The 19,033-nt window shown below is 62.7% G+C and carries 12 protein-coding genes; 9 read left to right on the top strand and 3 right to left on the bottom strand.

The window, feature by feature from the left end; genetic code table 11:
* Positions 1-32 precede the first annotated feature (32 nt).
* From pncA to GGU46_RS08935, 3 genes are all read left to right on the top strand, one after another.
* Complete coding sequence (pncA, locus tag GGU46_RS08945; RefSeq protein WP_183403184.1) at positions 33-623, top strand: bifunctional nicotinamidase/pyrazinamidase; 591 nt, start codon at positions 33-35, stop codon at positions 621-623.
* Positions 624-713: 90 nt separating this feature from the next.
* Complete coding sequence (locus tag GGU46_RS08940) at positions 714-1,808, top strand: mechanosensitive ion channel family protein (RefSeq protein WP_246398832.1); 1,095 nt, start codon at positions 714-716, stop codon at positions 1,806-1,808.
* Positions 1,809-1,912: 104 nt separating this feature from the next.
* Complete coding sequence (locus GGU46_RS08935; protein ID WP_183403183.1) at positions 1,913-2,470, top strand: GNAT family N-acetyltransferase; 558 nt, start codon at positions 1,913-1,915, stop codon at positions 2,468-2,470.
* A gap of 90 nt (positions 2,471-2,560) precedes the next feature.
* Here the strand turns inward: GGU46_RS08935 and GGU46_RS08930 are convergent, their stop codons facing one another.
* A complete protein-coding gene (locus GGU46_RS08930) occupies positions 2,561-3,295 on the bottom strand; it encodes an SDR family oxidoreductase (protein WP_183403182.1) in 735 nt (244 codons plus the stop codon).
* Positions 3,296-3,517: 222 nt separating this feature from the next.
* Between GGU46_RS08930 and GGU46_RS08925 the strand changes: the two genes are divergently transcribed.
* The 4 genes from GGU46_RS08925 to GGU46_RS08910 all read left to right on the top strand — a co-directional run bounded on the left by GGU46_RS08925 (position 3,518) and on the right by GGU46_RS08910 (position 7,776).
* The gene (locus GGU46_RS08925) at positions 3,518-4,120 is read left to right on the top strand and encodes a hypothetical protein (protein WP_215906293.1); all 603 of its coding nucleotides are present in this window, start codon (positions 3,518-3,520) and stop codon (positions 4,118-4,120) included.
* A gap of 211 nt (positions 4,121-4,331) precedes the next feature.
* Entirely contained in the window at positions 4,332-4,691 is a 360-nt protein-coding gene (locus GGU46_RS08920; protein WP_183403180.1) for a hypothetical protein, read from the top strand.
* A 27-nt stretch (positions 4,692-4,718) separates the two neighbouring features.
* On the top strand, positions 4,719-6,014 hold the full coding sequence (locus tag GGU46_RS08915; protein WP_183403179.1) for a PAS domain-containing protein: 1,296 nt from the start codon (positions 4,719-4,721) through the stop codon (positions 6,012-6,014).
* Positions 6,015-6,258: 244 nt separating this feature from the next.
* On the top strand, positions 6,259-7,776 hold the full coding sequence (locus tag GGU46_RS08910; protein WP_183403178.1) for a malate:quinone oxidoreductase: 1,518 nt from the start codon (positions 6,259-6,261) through the stop codon (positions 7,774-7,776).
* Between the two features lie 135 nt (positions 7,777-7,911).
* Here GGU46_RS08910 and GGU46_RS08905 read toward each other — a convergent pair whose 3' ends face one another.
* Both GGU46_RS08905 and ctlX read right to left on the bottom strand, forming a co-directional pair.
* Positions 7,912-9,015, bottom strand: coding sequence for an SPL family radical SAM protein (locus GGU46_RS08905; RefSeq protein ID WP_183403177.1), 1,104 nt, complete (start codon positions 9,013-9,015; stop codon positions 7,912-7,914).
* 111 nt (positions 9,016-9,126) lie between these two features.
* Positions 9,127-10,050, bottom strand: coding sequence for a citrulline utilization hydrolase CtlX (ctlX, locus tag GGU46_RS08900; RefSeq protein ID WP_183403176.1), 924 nt, complete (start codon positions 10,048-10,050; stop codon positions 9,127-9,129).
* A gap of 542 nt (positions 10,051-10,592) precedes the next feature.
* Between ctlX and GGU46_RS08895 the strand changes: the two genes are divergently transcribed.
* Both GGU46_RS08895 and GGU46_RS08890 read left to right on the top strand, forming a co-directional pair.
* The gene (locus GGU46_RS08895; protein ID WP_183403175.1) at positions 10,593-13,400 is read left to right on the top strand and encodes an FG-GAP-like repeat-containing protein; all 2,808 of its coding nucleotides are present in this window, start codon (positions 10,593-10,595) and stop codon (positions 13,398-13,400) included.
* A 74-nt stretch (positions 13,401-13,474) separates the two neighbouring features.
* Positions 13,475-19,000 (top strand): FG-GAP-like repeat-containing protein, encoded by a 5,526-nt coding sequence (locus GGU46_RS08890; protein ID WP_183403174.1) that lies wholly within the window; start codon positions 13,475-13,477, stop codon positions 18,998-19,000.
* The last annotated feature ends 33 nt before the right edge of the window (positions 19,001-19,033 follow it).

Raw genomic sequence — 19,033 nt, 5'->3', positions numbered from 1 at the left:
AATTTCTACTCCCCCGCTTTTTTCCTGTTTGCATGAAAGCTCTGCTGCTGATTGATATTCAGAACGACTTCCTGCCGGGCGGCTCCCTGGCCGTGCCCGGTGGCAACGAAATCATTTCTCTCGCCAACGAGCTGCAGCCGGCCTATGACCTGGTGGTGGCTACCCAGGACTGGCACCCGGCTGACCACCAGAGCTTTGCCAGCCAGCACCCCGGCCGCCAGCCCTTCGAGCAGATTGACCTGCATGGTCTGCCCCAAACCCTCTGGCCCGACCACTGCGTGCAGGGTACCGCCGGGGCCGAGTTCATCCCCGCCCTGGACCAGCACCGCATCGAGGCCATTTTCCGCAAGGGCACCAACCCCGAAATCGACTCGTACAGCGGCTTCTTCGACAACGGCCACCGCAAAAGCACGGGGCTGGCCGACTACCTCCGGGGGCGCGGGGTGCGGGAGGTACACCTCTGCGGCCTGGCCGCCGATTTTTGCGTGAACTTCTCGGCCCTAGATGCCCTGCAGGAAGGTTTCCAGGTGCGGTTTCTGGAAGCGGCCACCCGGGCTATTTCGGCCGAGGGCTATGCCCGGGCCCGGCAGGAACTGCAGCGGCGCGGGGCCCAGTTGGGCTAGCCCCGCCCCACCGGGCCGGGCTAACCTTTCCGGCAGCTTTCGGGTAGAAAAACCACCCGGCCGCGGCCCAATGCTGCCCGGCCGGTGCCTATGTCTGACTTCTTTTCTGATCTGCAGCAGCTGCGCCTGATTATGCACGCCACGGCCGTAGTGGCGGGTAGCCTGGTGGCCGGCTGGCTACTGAAGCAGCTGGCTTTCTGGCTGTTGGCAGCTTACAACCGGCGCGAGCCCGCCCTGCTGGCCCAGTCAGTTCTGCAACACCTGAGCCGACCCAGCGCCTGGTTTTTTCCGGTGCTGGTGTTGTCCTTTGTGCTACCCCTCACCCGCCTCGAAGACCGCGCCCTGGAGGTGGCCCGCCGCCTGGTGGAAACGGCCCTGCTCACCACCTTTGCCTGGGGCCTGGTCAAAACCGTGGATGTGGTGGAAGACCTGGTGCAGCACCACTACCGCCTCACCGACGACGACAACCTGCGGGTGCGCAAGCTGTTTACTCAGCTGCAGTTCGTGAAGAAGCTGGCCGTCACGCTCATTATTTTCGTGGCTACGGCCCTGGTACTCATGAGCTTTGCCACGGTGCGCAAAATCGGGACGGGTTTGCTCACCTCGGCCGGCATTGCCAGCGTGATTGTGGGCTTCGCGGCGCAGCGCTCCATCAGCAACCTGCTGGCCGGCTTCCAGATTGCCTTCACCCAGCCCATCCGGCTCGATGACGTGCTGGTGGTGGAGGGCGAGTGGGGCCGGGTAGAGGAAATTACGTTTACCTACGTGGTGCTGCGCATCTGGGACGAGCGGCGCCTGGTGCTGCCCCTCAACTATTTCATTGAGAAGCCCTTCCAGAACTGGACCCGCACCACCTCCCAGCTACTGGGCACCGTGTTCCTATACACCGACTACACCATTCCGGTAGAAGCCGTGCGCACCGAGCTGCAGCGCCTGGTAGAGGAAAATCCGCTCTGGGACGGGCGCGTGTGCGTGCTGCAAGTCACCGATTCCAAGGAGCGCACCCTGGAGCTGCGCTGCCTGGTGAGTGCCTCCAACTCCAGCCGGGCCTTCGACTTGCGGTGCGCGGTGCGCGAGCAGCTGGTGCTTTTTATTCAGCAGCACTACCCCGAAAGCCTGCCCAAAACCCGCACCCTGGTAGCAGCGCCGGATCAGCCGTTTACCCCGGCGCCCGGCGATGATTAACCAGCAATAAATTGAACAAAAATCAGCTTTTCAGCCTTATATTTGTAGATTACGCAGCCAGTTATGGTACTATACCCATAAGAAATAAGCTGCTCTCGTATGGCATGATCCGACTGGAATATTTCACTTCCTCTGACTTCGACCAACTCATTACCTGGATTGACTCGCCCCACCTGCTCATGAACTGGTCGGGCCCCATGTTCAACTACCCCCTCAACCCCGACAAGCTGGACTGGTACCTGCAGGATAGCAACGTGCCCGGCTCCTCAGATGTATTTATCTTCAAGGCCATTGACACCACTACCGAAACGGTGGTGGGCCATATTTCCCTGGGCAGCATCAGCCAGAAAAACAGCGCGGCCCGCGTGAGCCGGGTGTTTATCGATCCGCAGTGGCGGGGCCAGGGCTTTGCCGCCCGCATGCTCACGGAAGTGCTGCGCTTTGGTTTCGAGCAGCTGGGCCTGCACCGTATTGCCTTGGGCGTGTACAGCTTCAACGAAGCCGCCATCCGGGCTTACAACCGCGCCGGCATGCAGCGGGAAGGCTGCTCCCGCGACGTGCTCCGGTACGAGGACGAATACTGGAGCCTGGTGGAAATGAGCATGCTTAAAGCGGAGTGGCAGGCCCTGCACCCGGTGCAAGTAGCTGCGGCAACGGCCTAACCCCCTACCCCTCCAATAACACCCAAGCCCCGAGCCGCTGATCTAACTGCGGCTCGGGGCTTTGCGCTGCAGAAGGGGGTAGCACACCGCTTACCGGTTGTTGATGAGCTGGAAGCGGGCGTCGATCTGTTCCCGCGAAGCCCGGCGGATTTCCTCGGATGTTCCGTAGCCCACCTCCTGCTCGCCGGCAGCTAGGCGCTGCATTACGGAGTCAGCGAAATCATCGACGGGTACTCCCCAGGTGTGCAGGCCGGCCCCGCCGAGGTCGGTGTTTACGGCCGGGGGCACCACTTCCAGCACCCGAATGGGGGTAGCCGCCAGCTGATGCCGCAACGACAGCGTGAAGGAGTGCAGAGCCGCCTTGGTGGCGCTGTAGATGGGGGCCTGGGCCATGGGAGCAAACGCCAGCCCCGAGGTAACGTTGATGATGGCCGGGTTGGCCTGCGCCCGCAGCTGCGGAATAAACAGGGTAGTCAGGTGAATGGGCGCTTCCACGTTGATAACCAGCTCCTGCCGACGGGTTTCCCAGTCTTCTTCCTCCATGAGCTGAAAGCGCCGCTGGATACCGGCGTTATTCACCAGCACATTCAGGTTGGGAAACTCCTGGCGGGCCCACTCAGCCAGGGCCACCCGGTCGGCGGCCTGGGCCACGTCGCAGGCCCGGATGTGCAGGCCGGGCAGGCGCCGCTGGGCCTCCCGGAGCTTGTCTTCGCGGCGGCCCACGGCAATTACCATGCTGCCCGCCCGCTGAAACCGCTCGGCCAGCGCCAGCCCGATGCCCGAGCCGCCGCCCGTAATGAGCACTATATTTTCCGTCAGGTTCATGAAAGGAGGAAGGGTAGTAAGAGAAGGGGAAGGCTACGCCCCCCGCCCGAGTATCCGGCGCTGATGGTTGCGGCCGTTAATCTGCTACGGAAAAAACCGCCTGGGGGTGCGTTAGCGCAGCCCATAACCTACGGCCCCGCCCTGCCACCGGGCGGCGGAAATGGCTGCGGCGGGCCGGAAAAATCAAAAAGTAACTTTTCTGCGGGTTTGCCCCGCACTTTTATGTACCTTCCGCCCTTCGATGTCCAGCCCCTCAAGCTGCCCGGTCCTGGGTGCCCGCTCATGAAGCACTGCCTCCTTTTCCTGCTGCCCTTACTTAGTGCCGCTTCCGGCAGCGCGCAGGCAGCTACCGGCGCCCCGGCTCCCCCCGCAGCCCCTACTGCTACTGCCACGCACCGGAAGGAGCTGGCCGCCGACCTGCGCGCGGCCTGGCTAGGCGCTCCGCTTAAGCAATTTAAGCGCCTGGTGCCCGAGCGGCGGGCAACCAGCTCGCAAATCAGCTACTACACCCGCCCCGACGAAGCCCTGACTATTGGCGGCTACGCCGTTACGGGCATCAGCTACGGTTTTTACAAAGGCCTGCTCTGCTGCGTGGAAGTGCGCGTGCTGGGCCCGGCCAACTGCCAGGGTATTTACGGCCTGCTCACGCGTACTTACGGCCCCGGCCAGGTAGCCGCTACCTCCGCCCAGCAGTGGACCAACCCCCAAGTGCGCCTGCTCTACACCGAAATGCCGAAAGGCTACGCGACGGTCATTGTAGCCAGCACCCCGCTGGTGGCCCAGTACCACGCCGCCCGGCAGGCGGCCAGCAACGAGGCCGCCTAAGCGCTGCCCGCCGCGCCTGCTTGTAACACCTGCGCAGGTTAGCCACCCGCATCCAACCCTCTGATCCGCTACATTTTACGTTAGCAGGCGCTGGCTTTGTAAGCTGCTTCTGGTAAGGGCAGGTCATTTTTTGTCCTGGGTCAATATCTGCGAAACGATAAGCAGAGGCTATCTTGCTGCTGCCATTTGCTTAGTGCATTAGCGCATTACTATGCCAGAAACCCTACTCGATGTCAATCTGCAACAAGTGGCAGACCAGGAGTTGGCCGGTACGTGGCGGGTTGCCAGCCGGGTGCTGAGCCAGGCGGATCCTGCCACGGCGCTGGCCCGCACCACGCAACTGCAGTTGCAGCCTCAGCAGCTTGTGGTGGCGTTGAATGAGGGAGCCCTGCTGGGGCGCTGGTCAGTGGAGCGCGATGCCCTGCTCAGCCGGCCCTACCTGCAGCTCAGCCTGGCTGAGCAAACCACCACGGCCTTGGTTACCCGCCTCCGGCGCTCCGTCTCGGGCGCCCACCGCGCGCTTACGCTTTACTTTCACTCGGGTATGGAGTTGCAACTAGTGCAGCCCTAAGCTTGCTGTTTTCGTTTTTCCGCTCCCATGAGTACACCTTCCGCTTTTTCTTCCGATTACGAACGCCTGCAAACCGCAGTGGATGCCGCCGGAGTAGGCACCTGGGATTTAAATCCGGCCACCGGCGAGCTGATTTGGTCCACGCGTTGTAAGGAGTTGTTTGGCTTGCCCGCAACGGCCACTATCACCTACGACGACTTTCTGCGCGGCCTGCACCCCGACGACCGGGCCGCTACGGAAGCCGCAGTAGCCCAAGCCCTCGACCCGGCCGGCACCGGCACCTGCGATGTTGAGTACCGCACCATTGGCCAGCATGACGGCGGGCAGGTGCGCTGGGTGCGGGCCACGGGCCGGGCCTTCTTTGATGCCACCCGCACGCAGCCCCTGCGCTTTATTGGTACCATCACCGACATTACCCGCCAGAAGCAGGTGCAGGAAACCCTGCGCCAGAGCGAGGAGCGCTACGCCCTGGCGGCCCTGGCTACCAACGATGCCATTTGGGAGTGGAACCTGCAAACCAACGAGGTGAAGTGGAACCCGGCCGTGCAGCGCGTGCTCGGCTACGGCCCCGAGGCCCGCTTAACTACCGCTCAGTGGTGGTACGAGCACATTCACCCCGCCGATGCCGAGCGCGTGGTTCATGGCATCCATGAGGCCATTGACGGGGGCCGCACCGACTGGAGCGACGAATACCGCTTTCAGCGGGCCGATGGTAGCTATGCCAGCATGATGGACCGCGGCCACGTAGCCCGCAACGCCGAGGGCCAGCCCTTGCGCATGATTGGGGCCATGCAGGACGTAACCCGCCAGCGGGAGGCGGAGAAAGCCCTGCGCCAGCGCGAGGCCGACTTCACGACCATGGCCGACACCATCGCCCAACTGGCCTGGATGGCCCTCCCCGACGGCAATATTACCTGGTACAACCAGCGCTGGTACGAGTACACGGGTAGCACCCTGGAAGAAATGCGCGGCTGGGGCTGGGAAAAGGTTCACCACCCAGACCACGTAGCCCGGGTGCTGGAATTTGTGCGCGCTGCCTGGCCCGCCGGGCAGCCTTGGGAACTTACGTTTCCCCTGCGCAGCCACCAGGGCGAATACCGGTGGTTCCTGACCCGGGCCGTGCCCATTCGCAACGAGCAGGGCCAGGTGCTGCGCTGGTTTGGCACCAACACCGATATTACGGAGCTCAAACAGCTCCAGGAGCAGCTGGAGCGCTCCTACCAGGACCTGGAGCTGAAGGTAACCTTCCGCACCCTGGCCCTGGAACGGGAAGTGCAGCAGCTACGGACCCAGATTCAGCCGCCTACCCCGGAAACCACGTAGGCTCAGACCAAGGCAGGTTTAGAAGTTGTAGCGTGGACTGGCCCACCGTGAGCCGGTGGGCCGGGGGCGGCCCTGTCGCCAAGGTTTTGTCCTGCGGAACGAGCCCGCCCCGCCCGGTGTTTTGCCTTACCGGCGCGGGCGGCCCCCAGCCCCTGCCAGTAACGGGGTAAATCAGTTTCTTCGGCAACAAAAGCCACCTTTTCCGACTTTCCCCGTACTTCGTAAGTCCTATTCCGAAATACGCATGAGCACTACCGAACCCGCTGAATCCCTATCTGCCGACGTAGTCCTGATTGGGGCGGGCATCATGAGCGCCACTTTGGGCATGATGCTGAAAGAGTTGCAGCCCGACCTGACCATTGCCATTATTGAGCGGCTGGATGTGGCCGCCGCCGAAAGCTCCGATGCCTGGAATAACGCCGGCACCGGCCACTCGGCCTTCTGCGAGCTGAACTATACCCCCGAGAAGGCCGACGGTTCCATTGACATCAGCAAGGCCGTCAAAATTGCCGAGCAGTTCGAGGAATCCAAGCAATTCTGGGCCTTTCTGGCCGAAACCTACGCCGTAAAGGAGCTCACGCGCTTTATCAACCACATCCCGCACCTGAGCTTTGTGTGGGGCGATAAGAACGTGAACTTCCTGCGGAAGCGCCACGCGGCCCTCACCCAGTCGCCCTTGTTTCAGGGCATGGAGTACACCGAGAACCGCGAGGAGATGGAGCGGTGGATGCCCCTGGTGATGCACGGCCGCGACCCGCAGCAACCCGTGGCTGCCACCCGCGTGGACCTGGGCACCGACGTAAACTTTGGCTCCCTGACCCGCGGCATGTTCACGCTGCTGCAGCAAAAGCCGGGCGTTACTTTCTACTTTAATCACAACGTAGAAAAGCTGCGCCAGAAGGATGGCCTCTGGCGAGTAAAGGCCGAGGACGTTTCGACGGGTGCACCGCTTAAAATCCGGGCGCCGTTCGTGTTTATCGGGGCGGGCGGAGGCTCCCTACCTCTGCTCATCAAGTCAGGCATTCCGGAGGGCCAGGGTTTTGGTGGGTTCCCGGTTAGCGGGCAGTGGCTGAAGTGCGTTAACCCCGCAGTAATTGCCCAGCACCACGCCAAGGTGTACGGCAAGGCCGCCGTGGGCTCGCCCCCCATGTCGGTGCCCCACCTCGATACCCGCGTTATCAACGGCAAGCAGGAATTGCTGTTTGGGCCCTACGCCGGCTTCAGCACCAAGTTCCTGAAGCAGGGTTCCTACCTCGATTTGCCCCTGTCGGTGAAGCTGAGCAACATGCGCCCCATGATTATTGCGGGCCTGAAAAATATGCCGCTCACCAAGTACCTCATCAACCAGGTGCGTCAGTCGCCGGAAGACCGGCTGGAAGCCCTGCGCGAGTACCTGCCGGAAGCCCGGGCCCAGGACTGGCAGCTGGAAATTGCCGGCCAGCGCGTGCAGGTCATCAAGAAGCATGAGACAGAAGGCGGCATCCTGGAGTTCGGCACGGAGGTAGTAGCCGCCTCCGATGGCTCTATTGCCGCCCTGCTGGGGGCCTCGCCCGGCGCTTCTACGGCCGTAAGCATTATGCTGGGCCTGGTGCAGCGCTGCTTTCCGGAGAAGGCGCAGTCGGCGGAGTGGCAGGCCAAGCTCCGCCAGATGATTCCTTCCTTTGGTCAGTCCCTAGCCAATAATCCGGCCCTGGTGGAACAGGTTCGTAGCCATACCAGCGCCGTACTCGGCCTGAAGGTAGATGCCGCTCCGGTGCAGTAAGCCGGCAGAGTTAACTGAAAACGCAAAAGGCCACCCGGCATACCGGGTGGCCTTTTCGTTGGTCAGGATAGCAAATATATACTGATGTCTCCTCTGCGGACTTGCTCCTGCTACCCCCGCCCGACTGCTAAACCTCTAAGTCCAGTACAGAATCGGGGCATTGGGAAAGCGCTGCTGCCACTCCTGATAGAAGAACTCCTTGAGCGTGCGCATATCGGTGGGCTGATACACGAACTTGGTGCCGCCAAACTTGTTGCGCTTCACGGCCCGGGTGGCTTCCTCCAGGTCGAGGGAAGTGTTCGGGTACCACTGCAGCAGCACCTCCTTGGAGCCGGGCGTAAAGCGGTGGGTGATGCACTCGGCCGTCAGGTCGCAGGGAAAATCGAGGGTAGCGGCCAACCTATCGAGCAGGTGGCGGTACTCATCCTGCCAGCCCGGCAGGGGCATAATGGGAGCCAGCACCACGCCCACGGGGTAGCCGCCACCGCCTTGCTCCACGGGCAGGGCCAGCTTCCGCAGCGCCTGCAGCCGGGCCTCCACGGAGGCGGTACCGCCCTCCAGCTTGCGCACGGCGGCTTCGGCGTTGAGGCTGAAGCGGGCCCGGGTGCGGCCGTGGTGGGGCAAACCCAGCAGGGAATCAACATGGTCGTACTTGCTCACGAAACGCAGGTGGGCGCCTTCGCGCTGCCCGAAGTAGCGGATGCATTCGGCCAACGAGCCGGTCAGGTGCTCAATGCCCAGCACATCGGTGTAGCAGCTCACCTCGAAGCTAGTGACGCGGCCGGACTGCTCGTAGGCCTGGGTGTTTTCCAGCAGCTGGGGCAGGTTGGCGAAGGCCTTTACCACGGGCGGCCCCGTCAGGGAGCCGGCCAGGTAGCAGTACTGGCAGTGAGCCGGGCAACCTTCGGCCAGGTTCATCTGCCAGTCGGCGGAAGGCGGCGTGGGCTGCAGGCGCAGGGCGCTGGGCGGGGCGCACACCACAGCCAGAGTGCTTTTGGCGCGGCGGTACGTGTCGCGGGCATCTTCGCCGCGCACGCTGGTCAGGCGGTTGCTTTTCAGCAGCTCCACCTCCAGGCCCTGGGCCGTTACGCGCTCCAGCATCTGCTGGCCGAAAGGCTGGTCGAGGGCGTCGGGGGTGAACACCACGCGCTTGGGCAGCCACAGCTTGGCGCTGTGCTGGCGGGGCTCTGGAGTGGGGGCAAGAATATCGAGCGAAGGAAACAGCTGGGTTTGGGTCATAGCTAGTTATAACACCCAACGCCCCCGGATAGCTCCCGCACATTCAATATTTACTTGCTGTATATCAGCTGCTTACAACTATATTATGTTGCAGCACAACGGCCCCTGTCCTTACCCTTTCGCGGGCAGAAATACCTCGGCCATCATGCAGCGGGCGCTACCCCCGCCAATGGTTTCAATGGTGGGGATGGGTAGGGGCAGCAGCGTGGCGTAGCGGCCCAGCACCTCCCGCTGTTCGGGGCGCAGAGCATCGTAAGCGCTTTGCGACATGGCCAGCAGCTCGCGCCCTTCGGCGGGCTGCAATGTGAGCATGTTGCCGGCAAAGCGCGCCACCTGAGCCAGGCTGATATCCACTAGCTCGTGCCCGGTGCGCGTGAGCGAGGCCTTTACCGCCGCGCGCTCGGCCTCGTCCCGGATGCTTTCCAGGCAGATGACAGCGAACCTAGCGCCCAAACACATCATCACGTTGGTGTGGTAAATTTCCTGACCGGCGGCATCGTAGGCCCGGAAGGCGACGGGCTCGTACTCCAGCCGGGCCGCTACCTCCCGAAACAGCCCGGCCTCCGTGCGCACCGACAGCCCGGCGTAGGCAATGCGGTGCAGGTGGTCGAAGATGATGCTGCCCGTGCCCTCCAGAAACCGGTTGTCCTGCTCGTGGGCCGCTAGATCAACTACTTCCCGGATGTGAAACTGCCGGCCCAGCGCCTCCAGAATATCGGGGCGGCGCTCCAGGCGGCGGTTGGGGGCGCACATGGGGTAGAGCAGCACCCGCCCATCGGGATGAAAAGTAACCCAGTTGTTGGGAAACACGGCATCGGGCGTGTGAGGCTCGGGGGTATCCTCGAACACCAACACCTGCACACCGGCGGCGCGCAGCCGGGCTACTACCCCATCAAACTCGGCGAAGGCCTGCGCCTGAATGGCTTCCGGACTTAGCCCCGCCAGCGGCTGCTGAAAGTGGTTGGAGTGGGCCGTTTCGGGATTGAACGTGAAGCGCGTCGGGCGGACGAGAAAAACAGTGGAAGCAGCCTGCATGGACATGAGTGAAGTGGACGCCGCAAATAAACAGCTTGCCACAGATTCTTGCCCCCTTGCGGGCGCGCTGCTCATCTGCCGGCCCCGGCCCTCGCGCGAGGCGCCGGTTCTGCAGCAGGAAAACCCCTGTTCGCCGAAGGCAAAAACCCGCGGCTTGTGGCTGCCTGCCTACCTGACAGCCTGAGGCCGGGCACAACCGATGAATTGCACTATGGACTTGTTGCCTTCACAGCCTGTGTCAACGCATGAACGATTTGTTGATTTACGACACAAGCATTTGTGTCATCACAAGATGTATTCATTACGGTTGACACAACGAGGCCGGTGCTGGGCCACCGTGGGCTGCCGAGGCGCAGTATAGCCTACAAAAGGGCTTTTTGGACCAGTAGCCTGTTTTTCTTTCGCCTGGGCATTGTACCAGCAGCGGCCGGTGCAGGCTGATCAATTTTCTATAATCGTAAGAGTATCAAGCTGCTTCGTTGGCCTTCCGTATTACCTTTACAAATCAATAAAAACGTGTATTTATTTACTGTCAGCATTTGATGTCATTCTACTCCAGCCGGGCGGCGCTACTTAGCGCCGCCCTACTCATGCCCTGGCTCGCCTCCGAGGCGCAGGTACCAGTAGTTACCAACCGGTTGCCCGCGGCCAGCAGCCACCACGCCAGCCTCCAGGCGCCAGTACAACTCACCTTTTCTCAGCCCATGAGCGCCGCCGCGGCCCGGCCCGATGCTATCCGGGTGGTAAGCGGCTGGCGCGGCCCGCTGACGGGCACGTACACCGGCGCCGGTACCTCAACCATCGTCTTCCAGCCTACCCGCCCGCTGCTGCCCGGGGAGCCGGTGCGGGTAGGCGTGCTGCCCACCGCTACCAGCCTGGGCGACGCGCCCGCGGCGCCGGCCAGCTACCTGTTTCGGGCCGGGGTAACGCCCAGCCCCGGCGTTTTTCCGGTGCCCCAGGAGGAAACCGTGGCCTGGCAGCCAAACTACCTGCAGGTTGCCGACATTAATCAGGATGGCTACCCCGACTTTCTCACGAGCAACCGCAAGGCAAAGTCGGTGAGCGTGCGCCTGGGCAACGGGCGTAGTAGCTTCATGGCTATGCCTGATATATCCCTAAGCTATACCCCGGAGCAAGTGGTTATGGCGGATGTAAACAAAGATGGCAAGCTCGATTTTCTTGCCCTGAATATGGTTGCCAGTCTGGTGGAGATATACCAGGGCGACGGCAAGGGCGGCTTCAGCTATATGGGCAGCACCTACCCCGGCAACAGCCCAAACCAATTAGCGCTGGGCGATTTGAACGCTGATGGCAACCCGGATATAGTGGTATCCAATACCTATCCGGCCACCATCAATATTCGCATGGGCGATGGCAAAGGTGGCTTCACGGGCACCCGCTACGTCTCTCTGAACCAGACGCCTTCCCATGTTGCTTTGGCGGATATAAACCAGGATGAAAAGCTGGATTTCGTTCTTACCAACACCAACAAAAGCTCCCTGAGCGTAGGCCTCGGGACGGGTACGGGCACGTTCAGCAACATCAAGGACCTGACGGTAGGTAGCCAGCCCCGCGAGTTAGTTATAGCCGATGTCAACGGGGATAGGCTGCCGGATCTGGCTTTTATTATTGGCAACTACAGCACCAGCGCCAACGCCCTGGTGAGCGTTCGGCTCGGGGACGGCAAAGGCGGTTTTAGCGCGGGCCTGCCCGATGTTACTATCGGTATAGCACCGCGCCAGCTACTCATCCGCGACGTGAATGCCGATGGCAACCCCGACCTCTTATCGGCTAACACGCTCAGCAGCACCGCGAGCGTACGGCTGGGAGCAGGCAATGGGCGGTTCAGTGGTGCGGCGGAGGTAGCCACCGACCATCACCCCGTGAGCCTGGCCGTGGCCGACGTGGACACCGATGGCGACCTGGATCTGCTGACCGCCAACGAAGGCATCATCAACGATGACAACAATACCGTCAGCATCCGGCCGGGCAACGGGCGCGGAGAGTTTACCAGCGTGCTTAACTTACCGGTAGACGCGGGCCCCGCGCACACGGCCACCGGCGACCTGAACGGCGACTCCCTATTGGATTTTGTAACCACCAGCGAAACGGCGGGCACCGTTAGTATTCACTTGAGCACCGGCCGGGGCACGTTCCGGCGCCTGCCCGACCTAGCGGTAGGTGACGGCTCCCGCTTTGCGGCTCTCGGCGACGTTAACAACGATGGGCGGCTTGATTTGCTAACGGCCCATATCAACAACCCGGCGAACGTAAATGTCCGCCTGGGCAACGGGCAGGGCGGTTTCGGGACGGCCACTATGCTGAACACGAACGGGGCCCCCAACGTGCTGATACTGGCCGACTGCAACCATGATGGCCGCCTGGACCTGTTTGGCTCCAACTACAGCAACAATACTGTGAGCGTGCGGCTGGGAAATGGGCAGGGCGGTTTTACGGGCACTACCAACCTGGCCATCGGCAACTCCTACGGTCCCTATGGCCTCGTGGTCGATGATGTCAACCACGATGGGCACCCTGATCTGCTGGTTATTAACTCCGGTATCGGCGTCAACAGCATGGGCATCTGGCTGGGCAATGGCCAGGGTGGTTTCAGCAAGCTGGCCGAGACACCGGCCGGAGGTAGCCCCAACTGCATCGATTCCGGCGACATCAACAACGACGGGCATTTGGATGTAGTCATCGGTAACTTTCAGGAGTACAAGGTTACGGTGCTGCTGGGCAACGGCCAGGGCGCGTTTCCAGCTACTACTCCCGTGGCGTCGAGCCGGGTTGTGTCGGATGTGAAGCTCGGGGACGTGAACGGCGACGGCAACCTGGACTTAATGACCAGTATTTACCTGGGCCGCCAGGTGCAGGTGCGCTTCGGCGACGGCACCGGCCAGTTCAGCCCTACCCCCCAGGTATTGTCCGTGGGCGTGGAGCCTGATGGGTTGGTACTGGCAGATATGGATGGCGACGGCGACCTGGATATTCTAGCCTCCTGCGAGCAAGCCAACTACGTGGCCGTGCGCTTCAACGGCTCGGTACAGGCCCCGGTTCTGGCAACCAAAGCCCCGGTGGCTGCAGCCGCGGCCGCCCTACCCCTGAGTTGCTACCCCAACCCTACCGCCGACGGGCTGCTCACCGTGGATATGACTGCTTTCGCGCGCACGACGGTGGAGCTCAGCGTATGGACTACCCTGGGCCAGCCGGTATATACCCGGCAGATTACCCGGCCAGAGCCGGCCTATACCATTGCTCTGCCGGCGGCCCTTCCGGCAGGGGTGTACTTGGTGCAGGTAAGAGCCGCCGACGGCCGCCGGGCCACTGGGCGCATCGTTCGCAATTAAGGTCGGGCCTGGCCCAATGTCTTTACCGATTGCCTGACCAGGCAGCCGAGAACTTATTTTTTATCTGTTAGCCCATGCGCTACTTCTATTCCTTACTCGGGCGAGTTGAGGCCTTCGCCCGAGCGTGCATTCTGTGCGCGGCCCTGCTATTGCTCCTGATGGGGGCCGGCCCGGCCGACGCCCAGGCTCCTACCTGGCAAATGGCCCTGAGTGGCAGCAGCAACCAGCCTGCCACCGGTACCTCCGTGGCCCGCGCCACGGCCACCGATGCCAGCGGCAACCTTTTCCTGACCGGCTACTTCACCGGCCAGATTACCTTCGGCACTACTATGCTGACAAGTGCCGGCGGCACGGATATCTTCCTGGCGAAGTGGAACACGGCTACCAGCACCTGGGCCTGGGCTGTGCGCGGAGGTGGCATCAGCAACGACCAAAGCCGGGGCGTGGCCGTGAGCGGCACCTCGGTATTTATTACCGGCTCTTACTTCGGGAACGGCGCCAGCTTTGCCGGCAAAACCCTGAGCAGCGGTGGCACCGACGGCAATATGTTTCTGGCCAAGTACGTCGATAATGGCACATCGGCGGGCAATGGCTGGGCCATCAATAGCGAAAGTTTTGGAGCTGAAGTGGGGAATGGCGTAGCCGCGAGCGGCACGAGTGTGTACGTGACGGGTTTCTACTCCGCCAGCGGCGCTACCGTGGCCGGCACGGTTCTGACGGGCATGGGCCGCACCGATATGTTTCTGGCCAAGTACGTTGACAACGGCACCTCGGCCGGCAACGGCTGGGCGGTGAAGGGCGGGGGCGCCATCACGGACGTAGGCAACGGTGTGGCCGTGAACGGCAGCAACGTGTACGTGACGGGCAGCTTTGAGAGCAAGACCGCCCTGTTTGCCGGCACCACCCTCACGAACCCAGGCAGTGAGAGCGACATTTTCCTGGCCAAATATACCGACAACGGTAGCAGCGTGGCCGCCGGCTGGGCGGTAAGCGCCGGTGGTACCAGCAACGACAGCGGCAACGGCGTGGCCGTGAGCGGCACCAGCGTGTATATCACGGGCACATTTACGACCGGCACCACGGCCACCATCGACGGCCGCCCCATTCCCGGCGAGTTCAACGGCGACGACATGTTTGTGGCGAAATACACCGACCAAGGCAACACGACCACCGGCGTGTGGGCCGCCAGCGGTGGAAGCGGCGGCGATGACCAAGGCCTGGGCATCGCTGTAAACGGCACGGGCGTTTACGTAACGGGTTCTTTTCTGGCGTTTTATGCGCGCTTTGCCGGGACCACCCTGCAAAACACGAACACCTCTTACGATGCGTTTGTAGCGAAGTACACCGACCAGGGCACTGCCGTTGGCAATGGCTGGGCTACCAGCATTAGCGGCACCGAGGTGGATACTGGGTATGGCCTTGCCGTTACTGGTTCACAGGTGTTTGTAGCCGCGTCGTCCGGCAACGGGGCCATCAGCTTTGGTAATGAGTTTTTTGCGCCCGCCAAAGCTGGTGCCTTGGGTCAGCTGGATGCCGGCAGCGGCACCTGGCAGCGGGCCGAAGCACCGTTACAGGGCACTACTTCCCGCAACCTGGCTACGGCCACCGATGCCAGCGGCAACGTATTCGTAACGGGTGATTTTTCAGGTAACGTGCAGTTTGGCACCACCCAACTTTCCAGTGCGGGCAAAACGGATATGTTCCTGGCTAAGTGGGATGCCACCGCCAGCGCCTGGGCCTGGGCCATTCGGGCGGGCGGCTCCGACACCGATCAGGGGCTGGGCCTAGCCGTGAGCGGTAATAATGTGTACGTAACGGGCTCATACTACAGCGGCAACACGCGCATTGCCGGCCAGAACCTGGAGGCCGCAGGGTTCTCCGACCTATTTGTGGCCAAGTACACGGACAATGGCAGCAGCGTCGGCAACGGCTGGGTAGTCAGTGGGGGCGGCGCGGGCTTCGATGTTGGAAACGGCATTGCGGTTTCCGGCTCCAGCGTGTACATCACCGGCCGCTTTGAAAAGCAGCTCAGTATTGCCGGGACCACCTTATCGGCGGCCGCCTACACCGATATAGTGGTAGCCAAATTCACCGATAATGGCAGCAGTGTTAGCAGCAGCTGGGCCATCAGTGAAGGGGGCGTGGGGTATGACTACGGTAATGACATTGCCGTGAACGGCTCCGCAGTTTATGTAACCGGGTACTTCCAGCTGAACCCACGCATTGCAGGCACGGCCCTCACTGGCATTGGCAACAACGCCGATATGTTTCTGGCCAAATACCTCGATCAGGGCACTACCGTGAGCAACGGCTGGGCCGTGAGCGGGGGTGGCTCGGACGGTGACGTGGGCAACGCCGTGGCGGTCCGGGGCAATGCGGTGTACGTGACCGGGTCCTTCACCAGTGGCACCGACGCCCGCATTGCCGGCACGGAATTGCCGGGGGCAGGTAGCGCCGACATCTTTGTGGCCAAGTACCTTGATCTGGGCGCATCGGCCAGTGACGGCTGGGCCGTGAGTGGCGGCGGCACGGGCGCAGATATCGGCCGCGACCTGACCGTTACGGGCGCGAACGTGTACGTGGCGGGCAGCTTTGCCGGGGGCACCACCACCCGAATTGCGGGCAGCAATTTGTTTGGCAGCGGTACGGCCAGCACGTTGTTCGTGGCCCGCTACACCGACCAGGGTAGCACCGTGAGCGGCAGCCTGGCCGTGAGCGGGGGTGGCGCGGGCGGCGACGTGGCCTTTAGCCTAGCCCTGAGCGGCGCTAATATTTACGTGGCCGGCTACACTACCCCTTCAGCCACCTTCGGCAGCTTTACCCTGACCAACCCGGCGGCTACCAACGTTAATTTTCTGGGCCGCATCCGGGAGTCGGCCCCTACCCTGACCAGCTTTACGCCTACCAGCGGCTACGAGGGCGTCAGTCTGACCATTAACGGCACTAATCTTACCGGCACCAGCCTTATCACGTTTGCCGGTTCGGAAAATAACACGGTCAGCAGCGGCTACACAATTAATGCGGCCGGCACCCAGATTACGGGGGTTATCGTGCCCAGTGGCGCCCAAACCGGCCCTATTCGCCTGGCGGCTCCTGGGGGTACTGCCACCAGTACAGGCGTTTTTACCGTGACGCCCGCCGTGCCCAACCCGGTGCCTACCATCACGACCTTGAGCCCCGCCACCGCTCCCGCCGGTAACCCCAGCTTCACGCTGACCGTGACCGGCACGGGTTTCGTAGCCCGCTGCGTGGTGAATTTCAACGGCGTACCCCTCCCCACTACCCTCGTGTCGGCTACGCAGCTGACGGCTACGGTGCCGGCCAGCGCCATTGCTACGGTGGGCAGCTACCCCGTTAGCGTCACCAACCCGTCGCCGGGCGGGGGTACTTCGGCTGCCGTGCCATTCAGCGTCACCGTACCCCAGCCGCCCGTACTAGCTGGTTTCGCGCCGGCCAGCGGCGCGGTGGGCGCTACGCTTACCCTCACGGGTACAAACCTCAGCCGGACCAGTGTCATCACCTTCAGCGGTAGCAATGCCACTACCGTAACCAGCGGCTTTGCCGTGAATACCGCCGGCACCCAGATTACGGGTGTGGTAGTGCCCGCTGGGGCCCAGACAGGGCCGATCAGCGTTACTACCCCCGTAGGCTCGGCCACCAGCCCGGATGTTTTCACGGTTATCAATACCGCTACTCCGGTGCTGACCAGTCTAACCCCGGCCCGGGCGGCGGCCGGCGCGGAGGTAACCGTTGCGGGCCGCAACCTGAGCAGCATCACGAGCTTGGTAGTAAATGGCGCCACCGTGCCGTTATCGGCCATTACAGGCAGCACCAATACCAGCTTTACGTTTGTAGTCCCGGCCGGCGCCACGGCCACCGGGTCCCTGGTAGTGTCAACGGCGGCCGGCTCCGCAACCAGCTCCGGCTTTACGGCCGAGCTGCGGGCAATCAGTGCCAGCCCCACCGTAAATGCCGCCAGCGGCGCCCGGACCGGCTCTGTGGTTTCGGTTGTTTACAGTGAGCCAGTAACTGCCCCTGCCGGCAATTTGGCTGTGTACTCGGCTCAGGCTGGCGGCAAAAAGAGGGGCTCCGCTGCTGTAATGGGCAACGCCTTCCAGTTTTCTGCGTCGGTGGGTACCTCAGCCCCTGATTTCCAGCCCGGGGAGATGATTCGCGTGAGTGTGCCCGGCCCGGTGCGGAGCGCGGGCGGCTTGCAGGCCCCGAAAAAGGTATTTCAGTTTACTACTGCCGTAGGGGGTACCGGTCGGGGCACCTTCCTGCCGGGCCCTCCCCTGACAGTAGGTACCGGGCCGGAAGGGGTAGCCCTGGGCGATGTGGACGGCGACGGGGACCTGGACCTGCTTTCAGCCAACGGCAGCAGCAATACGGTGAGCGTACTGCTAAATAATGGTGCGGGCAACTTCGGCACCGGAACTACGGTGGCCGTGGGCGCAGCCCCCATTTACGTAGCTCTGGCCGATGTGGACGGTGACAGTGACCTGGACCTGCTGGCCTCCAACTTCAGCGACAATACCGTGAGCATCCGCCTCAACAATGGCGCTGGCACATTTGGCGGCGGCCAGAGCGTGGCCGTCATCAGTGCCCCCCACCAACTTGCCCTGGGCGACGTGGACGGTGACGGGGACCTGGATTTACTGGCTGGCGGCGGGGTAGGCAACACTGTGAGTCTGCGGCTTAACGGCGGCGACGCCAGCGGCTCCAACACCGGCCAGTTTAGCGCAGGCCAGAACATCAGCGTCAGCACGGAGTCCCACGGGGTTGGCCTGGCCGACGTGGATGGTGACGGCGACCTGGACGTGCTGGCGGCCTCCATGGCTGCCGATGTGGTTCTGATAAAGCTAAACGGCGGCGATGCTACCGGCTCGAACACGGGCCTGTTCAGCGGCAGCGGCTTCGTGACGGTGGGCAACGGCCCGGCCAGCATAGCTACCGGCGACGTGGATGGCGACGGGGACGCGGACCTGCTGACGGCCAACTTCACGGACGGCACGGTAAGCGTGCGGCTGAACAACGGCACCGGCAGCTTCACCACCCAATCAACGGTATCCGCTGGCCACGACCCGCACGATATCGTGCTCGGCGACGTAGATGCCGATGGAGACCTGGATCTGCTGACGACCGGCGCGAATTACAGCACCGGCACCAATACCGTCAGCATCCGCCTGAACGGAGGTAAAGGCACGTTCAGCGGCGGCTCTGCCACTGCCGTAGGCGAAGCCCCACGCAACCTGGCCGTTGGCGACGTAGATAAAGATGGCGACCTTGACGTAGTGACCGGCAACTCCGTGGGCAATACCGTGAGCGTGCGCCTGAACGGGGGCACGCAGGTACTGGCTGCGCAGCCCGGCAGCCCGGCTTCTGGCCTGACACTCTTTCCGAACCCGGCGCACCGAGCCGCTACGCTGACCGGGCTGCGGCCGGGCGAGCCGGTGCAGCTGCTGGATGCCCTGGGCCGCCAGGTAACTACGGCTACTGCCACGCCCGCCGGCACGGCCCGCCTAACCTGGCCCGCCGGCCTGGCTACCGGCATTTACGTAGTGCGGGCCGGAACCCAGGCCCTGCGCCTCACGGTGGAATAAGGCCCCGGACTCCCGCCACCCACAGCCAGGCAG

It is taken from the genome of Hymenobacter latericoloratus, assembly GCF_014199535.1.
Classification (GTDB): domain Bacteria; phylum Bacteroidota; class Bacteroidia; order Cytophagales; family Hymenobacteraceae; genus Hymenobacter; species Hymenobacter latericoloratus.
The sequence above is the reverse complement of the archived record's forward strand: the minus strand, read 5'-3'. Positions and strand labels throughout refer to the sequence as shown.